The organism is Streptomyces sp. NPDC006314 (assembly GCF_040613075.1).
Taxonomy (GTDB): domain Bacteria; phylum Actinomycetota; class Actinomycetes; order Streptomycetales; family Streptomycetaceae; genus Streptomyces.
Window position 1 is genome coordinate 1 of the sequence record NZ_JBEXRL010000046.1, and the last position, 12,016, is coordinate 12,016.

At 68.2% G+C, this 12,016-nt stretch carries 11 protein-coding genes and 4 pseudogenes; 9 read left to right on the forward strand and 6 right to left on the reverse strand.

Translation table 11 applies throughout. The features are described 5' to 3' along the window. Positions 1–174 precede the first annotated feature (174 nt). A complete protein-coding gene (locus ABZ079_RS36285) occupies positions 175–654 on the forward strand; it encodes a GNAT family N-acetyltransferase (protein ID WP_356943704.1) in 480 nt (159 codons plus the stop codon). Between the two features lie 159 nt (positions 655–813). Here ABZ079_RS36285 and ABZ079_RS36290 read toward each other — a convergent pair. After that, positions 814–1,173, reverse strand: a pseudogene (locus ABZ079_RS36290) (transposase); the annotation flags it as partial. A 20-nt stretch (positions 1,174–1,193) separates the two neighbouring features. Then, a pseudogene (locus ABZ079_RS36295) lies at positions 1,194–1,639 on the reverse strand (transposase); the annotation flags it as partial. Positions 1,640–2,054: 415 nt separating this feature from the next. Between ABZ079_RS36295 and ABZ079_RS36300 the strand changes: the two are divergent. Next, positions 2,055–2,954: a GNAT family N-acetyltransferase gene (locus ABZ079_RS36300; protein ID WP_356943705.1), complete on the forward strand. Its 900-nt coding sequence runs from the start codon at positions 2,055–2,057 to the stop codon at positions 2,952–2,954. A gap of 257 nt (positions 2,955–3,211) precedes the next feature. Here the strand turns inward: ABZ079_RS36300 and ABZ079_RS36305 are convergent, their stop codons facing one another. Further along, positions 3,212–3,553, reverse strand: coding sequence for a hypothetical protein (locus ABZ079_RS36305; RefSeq protein ID WP_356943706.1), 342 nt, complete (start codon positions 3,551–3,553; stop codon positions 3,212–3,214). Between the two features lie 714 nt (positions 3,554–4,267). Here ABZ079_RS36305 and ABZ079_RS36310 point away from each other — a divergent pair. The 3 genes and pseudogenes from ABZ079_RS36310 to ABZ079_RS36320 form a co-directional block, all read left to right on the forward strand. Continuing rightward, positions 4,268–4,555 carry an FG-GAP repeat protein gene (locus ABZ079_RS36310; protein WP_356943713.1) on the forward strand — a complete coding sequence of 96 codons (288 nt, stop codon included), beginning with the start codon at positions 4,268–4,270 and terminating at the stop codon, positions 4,553–4,555. Positions 4,556–4,575: 20 nt separating this feature from the next. Beyond that, the gene (locus ABZ079_RS36315; RefSeq protein WP_356943714.1) at positions 4,576–5,655 is read left to right on the forward strand and encodes an FG-GAP repeat protein; all 1,080 of its coding nucleotides are present in this window, start codon (positions 4,576–4,578) and stop codon (positions 5,653–5,655) included. Positions 5,656–5,831: 176 nt separating this feature from the next. Further along, positions 5,832–6,089 (forward strand): annotated as a pseudogene (locus ABZ079_RS36320) (helix-turn-helix domain-containing protein); the annotation flags it as partial. A 555-nt stretch (positions 6,090–6,644) separates the two neighbouring features. On the opposite strand, the gene ABZ079_RS36325 reads toward ABZ079_RS36320, so the two are convergent. After that, entirely contained in the window at positions 6,645–7,214 is a 570-nt protein-coding gene (locus ABZ079_RS36325) for a DUF4232 domain-containing protein (RefSeq protein ID WP_356943707.1), read from the reverse strand. A gap of 441 nt (positions 7,215–7,655) precedes the next feature. On the opposite strand from ABZ079_RS36325, the gene ABZ079_RS36330 reads away from it, so the two are divergent. From ABZ079_RS36330 to ABZ079_RS36340, 3 genes and pseudogenes are all read left to right on the forward strand, one after another. Next, positions 7,656–8,108: a hypothetical protein gene (locus tag ABZ079_RS36330; protein WP_356943708.1), complete on the forward strand. Its 453-nt coding sequence runs from the start codon at positions 7,656–7,658 to the stop codon at positions 8,106–8,108. A gap of 150 nt (positions 8,109–8,258) precedes the next feature. After that, positions 8,259–8,739, forward strand: a pseudogene (locus tag ABZ079_RS36335) (TnsA-like heteromeric transposase endonuclease subunit); the annotation flags it as partial. Positions 8,740–8,828: 89 nt separating this feature from the next. After that, positions 8,829–9,389, forward strand: coding sequence for a hypothetical protein (locus ABZ079_RS36340; RefSeq protein ID WP_356943709.1), 561 nt, complete (start codon positions 8,829–8,831; stop codon positions 9,387–9,389). Between the two features lie 238 nt (positions 9,390–9,627). Here ABZ079_RS36340 and ABZ079_RS36345 read toward each other — a convergent pair whose 3' ends face one another. After that, entirely contained in the window at positions 9,628–9,789 is a 162-nt protein-coding gene (locus tag ABZ079_RS36345; protein WP_356943710.1) for a hypothetical protein, read from the reverse strand. Positions 9,790–9,905: 116 nt separating this feature from the next. Between ABZ079_RS36345 and ABZ079_RS36350 the strand changes: the two genes are divergently transcribed. Further along, positions 9,906–10,148 carry a hypothetical protein gene (locus ABZ079_RS36350; RefSeq protein ID WP_356943711.1) on the forward strand — a complete coding sequence of 81 codons (243 nt, stop codon included), beginning with the start codon at positions 9,906–9,908 and terminating at the stop codon, positions 10,146–10,148. A 1,351-nt stretch (positions 10,149–11,499) separates the two neighbouring features. Here ABZ079_RS36350 and ABZ079_RS36355 read toward each other — a convergent pair. Continuing rightward, positions 11,500–11,904 carry a hypothetical protein gene (locus ABZ079_RS36355; protein WP_356943712.1) on the reverse strand — a complete coding sequence of 135 codons (405 nt, stop codon included), beginning with the start codon at positions 11,902–11,904 and terminating at the stop codon, positions 11,500–11,502. Between the last annotated feature and the right edge of the window lie 112 nt (positions 11,905–12,016).

A 12,016-nucleotide genomic window follows, 5' to 3' on the forward strand; every position in this document is an offset into this window, starting at 1 on the left:
CGCATCAACCACAACCCACAACTGCCGTGGTCCTTCCTCGCCCACACCGGACTCACCATCCACCCACCCCACCCACCGAACTTACGAAAAGATCAAGTAGGGCGTGTATCGGAAGTGCATCTCGAGTGGAAGAAGTAATGGGTGCGGGCGTCATACGCCCCTATACTCTGACGGATGCAGTCCACGACGATCAGGCGTGCCATCGCGCAGGATGCGCAGCGCCTTACCTCGCTGATTCAGCAGTCCAGTGCCTATCAAGGGCAGTACGCCTCGATCATCTCCGGATACCGGGTCACAGCGGAGTACATCGCCCGCCATGGGGTTTTCGTGGCCGTCGATGCATCCGACCAGATACTGGGCTTCTACTCCCTCGTGCTGGAGCCGTCGGAGTTGGACTTGGCATTCGTCTCCGATGAGGCGCAAGGGCTGGGTATCGGTCGGCACCTGGTCGAGCACATGATCGTTCAGGCCGGGGAAGCCGGGCTGACCAGTGTGCGTGTGGTGGCCCATCCGCCGGCAGAGGAGTTCTACCGACGCATGGGAGCGAAGCGCGTGGGGACAGTTGCTCCATCGCCGCCGAAGGTTGCCTGGGAGCGCCCGGAGCTGCAGTTCACCATCCCGACGGTGTTGCAGGCAATCACAGCCACTCGTTGATGGCCGCGACGATGACGGTCGCCTCGTAGCGCACCGCGAGCTTGTCGTACCTCGTGGCCACGGCCCGGTGCCTCTTGAGGCGATTGATCCCGCACTCCACCGCGTGCCGAGCCTTGTAGTCCTGCGGGTCGGACTTCGGCGGCCGGCCACCGCTGGAACCGCCGTTCTTGCGGTTGCGGACTTGGTCGACCTTGGGTAAGCGCGGTTCTTCCGGGAGGCGTACGCCTTGTCGGCGCGCACCCGACCTGGCCGGGTACGCGGCCTTCCCGGCCCGAGACGCGGGACACGGACCTTGCTCAGGACAGGCTCGAACTGCAGGGAATCACCCCGCTGCCCGGCCGTGATCATGATGGACATGGGCTTCTGGCCCTGTTCGATGGCCAGGTGCAGCTTGGTGGTCAGGCCACCGCGCGAGCGCCCGAGCCCGTGGTCGTCCGGCTCCACGGCGACGCCACCGGGCGGCTCCTTCTGCAGCTCCCCCTTTTCCTCGCCCCGGCGGCGTGCTGGTGGGCGCGGCACACCGTGGAGTCGACGTTTGGAGCCGCCCGGCAGCGGTCCGGGTCGCCCGTCCGGGAGCGCGAGACGTACAGCTCCCGGTCCACCGCGCGCGTCCCCGGGCGCCGGCGTAGACGAGGTAGACGGCGACCTGGGAGTTCTCGATCCGTCCCGCGGTGCCTGTGTACCGGCGTTGAACCCCGACGGTGTGGGTGCCCTTCTTCACGTCGCCGGTCTCGTCGACGACCAGCACCGCTGCATCGTCGTGGAGGTGCTCGACGACGTATTCGCGGACGTCGTCGCGGACGGCATCGGCGTTCCAGGACGCCCGGCACAGCAGGTGCTGCCTGCCGCGCGGGGTTGCCTCGCCGGCCCACTCCGCGATCGTCCAGCAGTTCTTGCGCGGCAGGTCCGACAGCAGGCCCAGCACCAACCGCCCGGCCCGTAGGCGGGGTTCATAGCGGGCGAACCGGCCCGCGATGAACCCCATGGCCACCTCAAACGCCTCCCGCCAACGTGCGGGATTTATGCTGTGACCAGTGGCCACCGTCTCGTCGTCAGTCCACACACCCACGATGATCAACGGCTGCCGCATCTGTTCCCGTAACGGCCCCACCAGCAAGATCACAATCCACACAGTTGGAGCACTACAGTCCGCGTACGGCCCCGCGGGCCTTAGAGAGCGCTCTGCATCGTCCCGCGAACCCCTCCTTCAAGGGGCGCGGAAATCCGTGGACGGACCCGCGGAAGATCACGTACTGTGTGGCTTCACGCCCGGAGATGGATGGAAGGAGGCGAGTGCCGTGCAGTTCACACCTTTCCAGCGCTCCCTCTTCCGCTATCCCGGCGTAGTTCGTCAGTTCTGACCGGGAGCGCTCCAAGCAGCCTGTATCCCGGAGGAATCCATGACCGATACGGTCATCCGCGCGCTCTCCGCGAGCGACGCACATCTTTTCGACGCACACCCCGACCCCCTCGGCGCCGGTGAAGGCCACCGGCGTACCCGGTTCCGCCCCGACTGGAAGCGCGTCGCCCTGCGCGACGGCGAGGTCGTCGCACGCGGTGCGTGGTGGGGCGGCCCCGACGACTCGGAGCCCGTCAACATCAACTGGTTCGACGTGGCCGAGGGCGAGGAGGAGGCCGGGGCCGAACTCCTGCGCTCCGCTCCCTGGCAGGTCGAACTCGAGATCAACCTGCCCGGCGGCTGGCGGGAAAAGACCTACCTGCGCGCCGGAGCCGAGGCGCGCTTCGCCGCCGCACGAGCCGCAGGGTACGAAGTCCTGGTGGAACGCTTCCTGTACCGCTGGACCCCCGAGCGAGGTCTGCCCGAGCGGCCCGGACGCCTGCGCTTCAGTGCCGAACCCGACGACACCGTGTTCTTCGACGCGTTGCGCCGCATCCACTCCGCCACCCTGGACGCCCACGCGCTCAGGGCCATCGAGGAGGGCGGCCTCGACCAGGCCGCCCAGGAGGAACTCGACTTCTTCCACTGGTGCCCCTCCCCACGGGAATGGTGGCAGATCGCACACACGCCGGAGGGCGACCTGGCCGGCATCCACATCCCGGCCCACAACCCCTCCGGCCCGACGATCGGCTTCATCGGAGTCGTCCCGGAACAGCGCGGTCGCGGCTACGCCTACGACCTCCTCGCGGAGTGCACCCACCTCCTCGTCGAGCAGGGCGCGGAGGTCGTCAGCGGAGCGACGGACCAGGCCAACTTCCCCATGGCCGCGAACTTCGCCAAGGCTGGCTTCCCCGTCATCCGTGAACGCATCAACTTCCACCCGGCGGGCCAAGCGGCCTAGCGAGGAATAGCACGCGGTGAGCGGTCCGGTCCGAGAGCAGGTCCGGACCGCTTGCTGGTGCCCGGCGGCATGCCGGCCGACAGTGAACGTGCAGGATCTACGCTGTGGAGTGGCCACCGTCTCGTCGTCAGTCCACACCGACGATGATCAACGGCGGCCGCGCCCGTTCCCTTACAGGCCCCACCAGCAAGATCACCATCTACAGCTGGAGTACTAGCGATGACGCGTTGAGCAGTGTGGTGAATTCGTCGTCGCGGCTAGTCATCACGGTCCCCCCTCCTCTTTTGCTTGGCTTCAGTTCTCCACCGGTACAGCGAGCCTTCGACGGCACGGACGGTCGTGGCGTCGACCAGCTCGCGGATCTCGCCTTGTGAGTAGCCGTCCAGGGTCAGGGCCACGACGGCTTGGACGCGTGGGTCGTTGATCTCCCCCAGTTCGTCCAGGACGCTCAGATTGCCCAGGACCTCCTGGGCGACGTCGAGTGTGCTGACGGGTGGGCTGTAAAGCTCCTTCTCCCGGCGTAGGGCGCGGTGCTGGCGGGCTTCGCTGGCCCGGTGCCGGCGGAACTCGTTGGGGAAGTCGTACGCGCACGCTCCCATGAAGTAGGTGGTGATGCTTGCTCCGCCCTCGAGGGTCCACCAGGTCGAAGATGTAGCCGGAGTGCATCCAACCGCGCAGGACAGAGATCCAGGTCGTAGCCCGGGCCGGTGAAGCCGTCCTGTTCGAGCAGGGCCACCAGGCGTCCGGCGGCCAGCCGGCGGTCGATGCCAGCTTGCAGCCGCCGGGCGGCTTTGGCCTGGCGGCCGTTCATGGCACGTACGTCCTGAGGGGTGACCGGGGCACCGAGCAGCCGCTGCGCGTCGTGCCGGCCGAAGGCGGCGCAGGCCGACAAGCCGAAGCAGCAGCACTCTGCAGGCCCTGGTCCTCGCCATCGTGTCGGTTTCCGCAGAGCCGCGCCTGACCCATGAGGTCTTCGACGAGCTCGCAAGCCCCCCCGACCGGTCGACGTCGGTGCACACCGTGCGCAACACCCTGGAAGCACTGGAGAGTAAGCAGTCGATCGAGAAGACCAACCAGCAGGGCACGCCTGCGAGTTCCGCTGGCCGGACACCGCGCTCGGAAATCCCTGTCCGAGCGCAGCCGCGCAAAGGGCGCGCGGCCGAGGGCCGAGACGGTTCAACGCCCCGGCGTAGCGCTGCGACGGTGGCGCTTCTATGCTTCGGCGATGATCTTTGGCGTGCGGGCTGGCCGCACGCATCAGGGGGAGGGATGTAAAGATGGGCGCGTGCAGGGGCCGGTGGGCCGCTGCTTTGATGGTGGCATCGATCACCGGTTCGGTGTTCGTACCGGGACAGGCGGTCGCCTCGCCGATCGGCATCCCCGCGGACTTCAACGGCGACGGTTACCGCGATGTGGCGCTGCCCGCACCGGCCGCGACAGTGTCCGGCAAGAAGGGAGCGGGCGCGGTGGTCGTCCTCTACGGTTCGGCGAACCGGGTGTCCACTCAGAAGCGCGTCGTCATCACGCAGGACACCGCCGGCGTCCCGGGCGCGCCGAAACCGACGACTTCTTCGGCGCCGCGACCGCGTTCGCGGACCTGAACAAGGACGGCTACGCGGACCTGATCGTGGGGGCGCCGTTCGAAGACAACGGCTCCACGGCGGATGCCGGCGCGGTCACCGTGCTGTGGGGCGGGCGCAGAGGACTCTCCAAGGCGACCACGCTGCGCACCCCCGTCGCCGAAGGTGCACGTTACGGTCTGGACGTGGCGGCCTACCCCCAGGGCAAGTCGTTCGCGCGTGTCCTGGCCGGCGGCTGGGACGGGTCGGTGCTCTACGGCGGCCCGTTCGGCACCTCCACTGCCCCCGGGGGTGCGCCGACCCTGGTGCAGAACGACCGCGCCACACCGTCCCTGGCCCATGTGGCGCTGGGTGACCTCGACGGCGACGGAAGGCCGGAGCGGGTGCTGAGCACGGTCCGGCTCGGTGACCGCAGTGGCGGCGATGTCCTGGTCGACCACGATCCGAACGCCTCGTACGCGCCGCAGCAGGGCGGAGACGGCCTCGTAGCAGCGGTCGGCGACATCAACGGGGACGGCTACGGCGATCTCGTCGCCGGTGACCCGGACGACGCCCACGCCACCGCGGCCGACGGATCGCTGGGCGGCCGCATCTCGATCTGGTACGGCTCCAAGAGCGGCGTATCGGCCACGGCAAGCCCTGTCCGGGTCGACCAGAGAACCACCGGCGTGCCGGGAGCAGCCGAACGGGACGACGAGTTCGGCTCCTCTCTGACCGTGACCGACCTCAACCGCGACGGCCTCGCTGACATCGTGGTGGGCGCACCCGGGGAAGCAATCGGCGCGAAGAGGGACGCAGGAGCCGTCACCGTCATTCCCGGCCGCAGGAGTGGCACCCTGGGCACCGGCTCCTACACGATCACTCAGGACACCGCGAACGTACCCGGCAGCTCCGAAAGCGGCGATGAGTTCGGATCATCACTGACCGTCGGCGACCTCGACAAGGACGGCCGCCCGGAGTTGATCGTCGGCGGCGGGGGCGAGGACGGCTACCGCGGCGCTGTGTGGGTACTGCCCGGCGGTACGTCCGTTCCGGCCACCGACAACACCGTCATGATCACCGCAAAGGCGCTCGGTCTGAAGGACGACTTCGTGGATCTCGGGGCGGACACGGGAAGCTGAGGGGTTCAGGCGCAGCGAGAAGCCCGCGCCGGGATGGATGTACCCGATCCGACGTCCTCCTCGGCGCCTGCCACATCTCGTACGAGATGTGGCACTCAGCGTTCAAGACGGGCTACGGAGCAACCGCTCGGACCCACAGCTAGTGCTCTGACCACGATCTGACCGCTGGGGGTGTGGTGGCTGAGCCTGTCCGTGTGCGCAGGTTGACTGATCAGGAGGGGCAGAAGCTGCAGCAGATCGTGCGCCGGGGCAGCACCAGTTCGGTGCGTTACCGGCGCGCGATGATGTTGCTGGCCTCGGCTGGCGGGAACCGGGTGCCGGTGATCGCGAAGTTGGTGCAGGCCGACGAGGACACGGTCCGGGGCGTGATCCACCGGTTCAACGGGATCGGTTTGTCCTGCTTGGAGCCTGGGTGGGCGGGAGGCCATCCCCGCCTTGTGCCGCATCTGGAAGCGGCCGGCCACGGCGTCTACGCGCTGACGCTGTCCGGACTCGCCGAGAAGCGAGGCGTCTGGCATGGCGGGACCGACTGGGGTCCCGCCATGCAGGCCGCGTCCTGGTATGACGTGTTGGGCGCTACCGGTGGCGACGACGGTCGCGCCACCAGGCGAGCCGGTTGCCGTCATGGGCGTACTCGGTGTCCGAACGCCGGACATGCGGGGGTGACAGCGGCCAGGCATGGTGTCCCTGGAGATGCGGCAGATGTCACCGCCGGCCCACGGCATCGGCCATGGCGGACTTCCCGTGCGGGCGGTTGCCGACCGCAGCGGTGTGGGTGCGGGTGGTCGTTCACGTGGCGCCGTGGGCGGCCTTGTAGGAGCGCTGGCCCTCCTGTGCCGTCGTGCGGCCAAGGTCCAGTGCAGGTCAGCGACTCAGCGCACCTTCGGTGCGCTGTCGCTGACCTGCACTTATGTGCAGTTCCTCGTAAACGTGTAAGTCAGAGCCTTGCGATCGTCATGCAGGCTGCTCGATTTGTGGGGACGGGGGGATCAGGAAGGCTTGACCGCCGAGACCGGGGTGACGGTCACCTTGTTGTCGCACTCGGCCCACACCCCGTCGTTCAGGGCGACCTGGTGCTTCCCGGAGTGCGGCAGCCCGATGACCATCGTCGGATACGTCACCGGGTCCTTGCCCGACACGCAGTAGCCGTCGGCCTCCCCCTGGACCTGGACGAAGGTCAGCTTCACCCACGCCTTGCCGTGCGGCCGGACCGTCACGGTGGCCGCCCTGCCGGTGGGGGTGACCTTGAGCGGGGTGTTGTGGGCGGGGGAGCCGTTGCCAGCGCCCGCGACCGTCGGATGGCCCTTCAGGACGCACGTCCTCCGGGAGACGTTGGTGAACTGCACGACCGCCGCCCCGGTCCCGGTCCCGACGGGCCGGTGGACGGCCTGCCAGGCGCTGACCTGGAGGGCGGAGGCCAGGCAGGCGGGCGGCGGGGTGGAGGTGGTGGTACTCGCCGCCATGGCGGTGCCGGGCAGGATGCCGGTCACCGCCGCCGCGACGGCCGTGACCGCCGTCGTCGCCAGAGCCGCCCTGCGAATGCCATTGCTGTGACGCATGCTGTCGTCCCCCTGAGTCGTCTCGTCCGCGGGTTTCGGTCGTCGGTTGTTGCCCCGCGGTACGCGTGGTCGTGGTACGTGAGTGCAGACAGGGCGGGAGAGCGGCAGGGTTCCGTGCGGCGCTACTTGTGACGGAACGGTGACGACACTGCACCCGTGCAGATGGCCGTCAGGGCAGACAGAAGCACCTCCAGCGCGCCACGGGTTTTACCACGCCCCCGGCGCGCACCGAAGGTGCGCTGACCTGCGGTGATCAAACTCCGATGACACAAACTCGCGTCCGTCAAAGTCCGATGGCAAACGGTCAAGATCCAGTGGCACGGGACATCCTCCTGCCCGGCCACGCCGGCCGCGTGCCCGTGGACGGGTTGTTCTGCCGTCGGCTCGGTGAGCGGGTGGGGCGGGGGTGGCTGGGGCCGCTGGCCGCGGCGGATCGCGTGGATGGGCAGCGTCATCCGCCTTCGCCGCGGCGCCGGCGGGCCGCCTGGGTACGACAACGACCCGTGGTGGCTGCGGCAAGAGCACCGGGCGGCGACCATGGCCGGCCAGCTGCGGGTGCTGGGCAAGGAGAAGAAGGCACCCGGTTCGGGGACGATGTGGCGGGCTGCGGTACCCGCCGAGCAGCGCATGCTGATCACCAGCACCATCGACAGCGTCCAGGAGCAGTTGCTGCAGCTGCGCGGGGTGCACAGCGGTCCGACCGCCGACGTCGCCCGGCGGCTGCTGCGCGGCCTCGGAGACAGCGCCGGTCTGATCGAGAACGCCTGGAAGCGGACCGCTCTGGCGGCGGTGAACGGCGGCGTGCCCCTGGAAGAGGTGGCCCGGTGGGTGGACATGCTTGTCGAGAAGCTCCGGGAGATGCTGACCGCGGACAGGCAGGAGAACGGCGGCTGAGCACGATCCGCCAGAGAGAAGTCGGCTGTTAGCTGATACGGCACTCGTTCGTGGCAGGAACACTGAAAACGGCGGTCCGGACGGGCGGGAGCGGCTTGGCTGCCGCGGGTGACCAGCACAGGAGCAGCCCGGCCCCGGAGCCGGGCGGGCGTGGGCCAGGGCAGCGGGTTCGAGGCGGTGTTCCTCGACCCGGTGGGGCAGACGGTGCAGCAGCGGTGGGCGGATGCCGCCATGACCGTGGCATTCGAGGACTTGCCGCCGGTGTCGGCGTTCCCGGCCGTGCCGGGGCGGCGCTGGGGGCCGGGCCTGTGGTGGTCGGCGACCACCGGGCGGCACGTGGCCGCCGGGTCGAACACGATGCGCGCCCAGCTGATGGTGCTGGATCGCGACCCGGACGTGACGGGCCTGGCGGGACGGCAGGTGCAGCTGCTGTGGCGTGATCTACGCGGGCAGGTGCGTTCCTGGGGTGCCGCAGCTCTTCGCCCGCCGTGCCGACGGCACCGCGCTGCTCGCCGACTGCCCCAGCCACCCCGACGCGGGCGGCGAACGCGCGAGGAACGCCGCCGAGGCGGTGGCACGGGCGTGCGCGGACATCGGCTGGACCTACCGGCGCCTCCCACCGCTCGACGAGGCAGCGGCGGTGTTCTCGAAGAAGTGGCCGAAACAGTAACGATTGGGATGATGGCAGGCGGGCGATACTGACCTCAGTGAGGATGAACCGTGTTCTTCAACGACTCACGCACCGCTTGCCTCATCCTGACCGCCGCCATCCTTTCGATTCTCGTATTGATCGCATGGCCGTCCTGGCCGCTGGACGAATATGAGGGACCTTCCCTGCGTCTGCCGCGGTTTCGCGCGTGGCTCAGCGCCTCCCCCGCGGAGCGTCCTGGCCGGTACGCGTTGATCGTCTTAACCTTCGTGTGTTCTGTGGTGTCTGCCTATCTCGGTATCCGAGATCTCATCCACAGCTACTACTACCGCGACCTCATGCACTACCCATATGCGACTCCGCACCTTGCCCCGGCAGACGCACCGCAGGTCATCACAACACTCATCGCTGTCACAACTGCGGTGGGAACCCTGATCGGCGTGATCGCTACCGCATTTTCGAAGGTGATGCGTGCCCGAGGTGACATCGCGGTGCAGATACGGCTCGCGGACAACGATCGCATTCGTGCAGAGGCAGAGATGGAGCGCGCCCGCCGAGGTCTCGAACCGCTTGGTGATCCAGCAGGGCCGCCCGCGGTCGAACCGAACCGCACGCCCGAACCTGACGAGTAATGGACGAGCCGAGAGTGACGGCCGCTGCCGGACGGCACCTGAGGAACCGTAGGACGCCCCGTTCGGTACCTCGTCACCGTGACCCGCGCCCGCTGACCTCCGGCCTGGCCATGCACGCGAGTTGCGACGTCGTTTCGGCACGAGCCTTGGGAGCCGCGCGTTTGCCCGCAAACTCGATGTGCGCGAGAACGGGAGGCACCTCCGTTCAACCTGCGATCGGCACAGCGGCTCGGTTGGTTCAGGTCAGGAAGGCTGCGAGGGTGCCGGCCATGGCCGTGGCGAGGTTGATGACCGCACCGATGGTGGTGGCGGCGCGGGTGAGGGCAGCGGGGGAGGTGGCGCCGTCCAGGCGGGCGAGCTTGCCCACCTGGACGGCGGCCAAGGGCGCGACGACGATCATGAGTGCGGTGGTCGGGAGAACGACGCGACGGTCACGCAAGCTCCCGGTAGATGATGGTGCGTTGACGTGATCGAAGGTCGTGGAAGAGGTGTGTCCCGGGGTTCGCCGGGACGAAGGTGAACACCGGCGAAGACACCACCTTGGGGGGATGGGGCCGTGCACGTGAGGAGCAGAACAGCCATAATCCGGCACTTACCGAGCTGCGCGGGAGGCTTGAGGACGGGCTGTGCCGCAGCCGGCTGAACAAAACGGATCTCGCCCGCCGGGCGGGGCTGCAGCGGACGACGGTGTCGGCGGCTTTCTCGGGCTCGCCGCAGCCATCTCGGACCGTCAGCCTGCCTGCGCAGCAGGCAGGCTGACGGTCCGGCGTCGAGCGCCGGACGGCGGAGGACTGGCGGTACACCGCCAACCGGTGGCCGAAGGAGAGGCGCAAGGAGGACCCGACGCCTGACCCGCAAAAGCCCTCGCTCTGGCAGTTGGACGAAGAAGACTAGATCACACCCCAAGTGCTGACGTGAACAGTGACTCGTCCTGGCAAGCTCGGCGCCCCGGTCAACTGTGCTGCATCCATACGTACACCGGGCCAGGGCTCGGTGTCCCTGTGGGCTGCCAGTCGGCGGCCCGCGGACGCACGATCAGCTCACTTGCTGGTCAACCACAAGGAATGGAAGAACCGCCGTCGTCCAGGTAGCCGTTGTAAACCCAGCCGTACTTCGTCGACGCCGTACGCAGGTACGTAAATTCGTCGGTCGAGCAGTAGTAGTCGACCGAGTTGACAGGGGCGGCGGTATGTTTGATGTCGCATCGCCAGGCCGGACCCGTGCGAAGGTTGACGTTCCGCGTGAAGTGCTGCGCGTAAGCGCTGTGGTCAAGGTTGGATCCGGTAACGCCACAGGCGAGGGCTCGCGCAGCCACTGCCGCAGGTGCAGGGGATGTTCCGGACGGCGCAGGGGCGGCCGCCACTGCAGGAGCTGTTCCGGTCGCAGCGAGGGTTCCCGCCGCAACTGCCATGGCGAAGGGCAGCAGGATATTGCGAGTACGAGGCATTCTCTCGTGTCCCTTTCAGTTGAATACCCATCCCCCGACGGGGGCGGTCTCGCCACCCTGTTGGGGCGACGCCAAGAGCTTGTTGGCTCGGAGGATCCAGAACAACAGGAAGGGGCTGTCCCGGACAGGGCGCCGCTGTTCCGACCTGTTCAGAGCCCTGTCCCGGACTTGTCCGGGACATCGCCTGCCCGGTCACTGCCCGACTGAGACTCGCCTTGCCGCCACGCGGGGACATCTTCGGGGCCGTCAACCGTCCAAACCCGCAACGGACTCTTCGATCTTCGACTTCGTTTGGTGGCATTTTGGGGGGCTGTCACCAGCCGTGGGTTCTGGAATCGGGCCTGGATCTCCCGGTACGAAGGCGCGGTACTGGTTGTCCCACCTACTTCCCGACCGACTGGCCTGGTACTGGAGATGCTGGCCGGGCCGCTGGCCGGGATCTACGACCCCACCGGCCCAGGACGCCTGTTGTTCGGCTTCTTCGCCGCGATGGCGGAGACCGAGCGGGAGACATCCGGAAGGCGACGCTCGAAGGGCTGGACGCCGCGGCCCGCAAGGGTAAGCACGGCGTCAGATTGTTCGAGACCGCCGGCAACTGCTCGAGATGCTCATAGCCCGTGCCCACCAGGACCGCCCGCGATGCGCCCGGGTCAGGCAGCACGCTCAACGACCGCCTCCCTCATCAGGGTCGGCGGCGCCCAGCGCCCGGACCGCCCGCTCGATCTCCTCCTGCGAACAGTCCGTGAGGACGACGACCGTCTCTCCCCGGCGGATCTCCACCCGCGGCCGCTGCGGCCTTGACTGCCGCCACACCACCACCGCCAGCACGAACGACGCCGCACTCCACCCACTCCCCGTCACCAACTGCAGCACATCAAGCCCCGTGCCCGTCTCCCCCCGCCCAGGCACACCACCACGAATCTCAACCGCGGCCGACCGGCGCACCTCAGGATCCGCACGCAACCAACCCTGCAACGACCGCAGCTCCACCGCAGCCGCCCCCAGCCGTACCTCTACTGATGTTGTCGCCGTGATGTCGTCAAGGTGAGGGCGGTTTCGGCGAGGCATCCGTTGATGAGGTTGCCGCGGTACTGGATCTGGCGGAGACCGTCTCGGAGGGTGCTGATGAGGTGGTCGGGGTCGGTGAAGTCGGTGTTGGCCTGGCTGCTGCGCCGCAGCA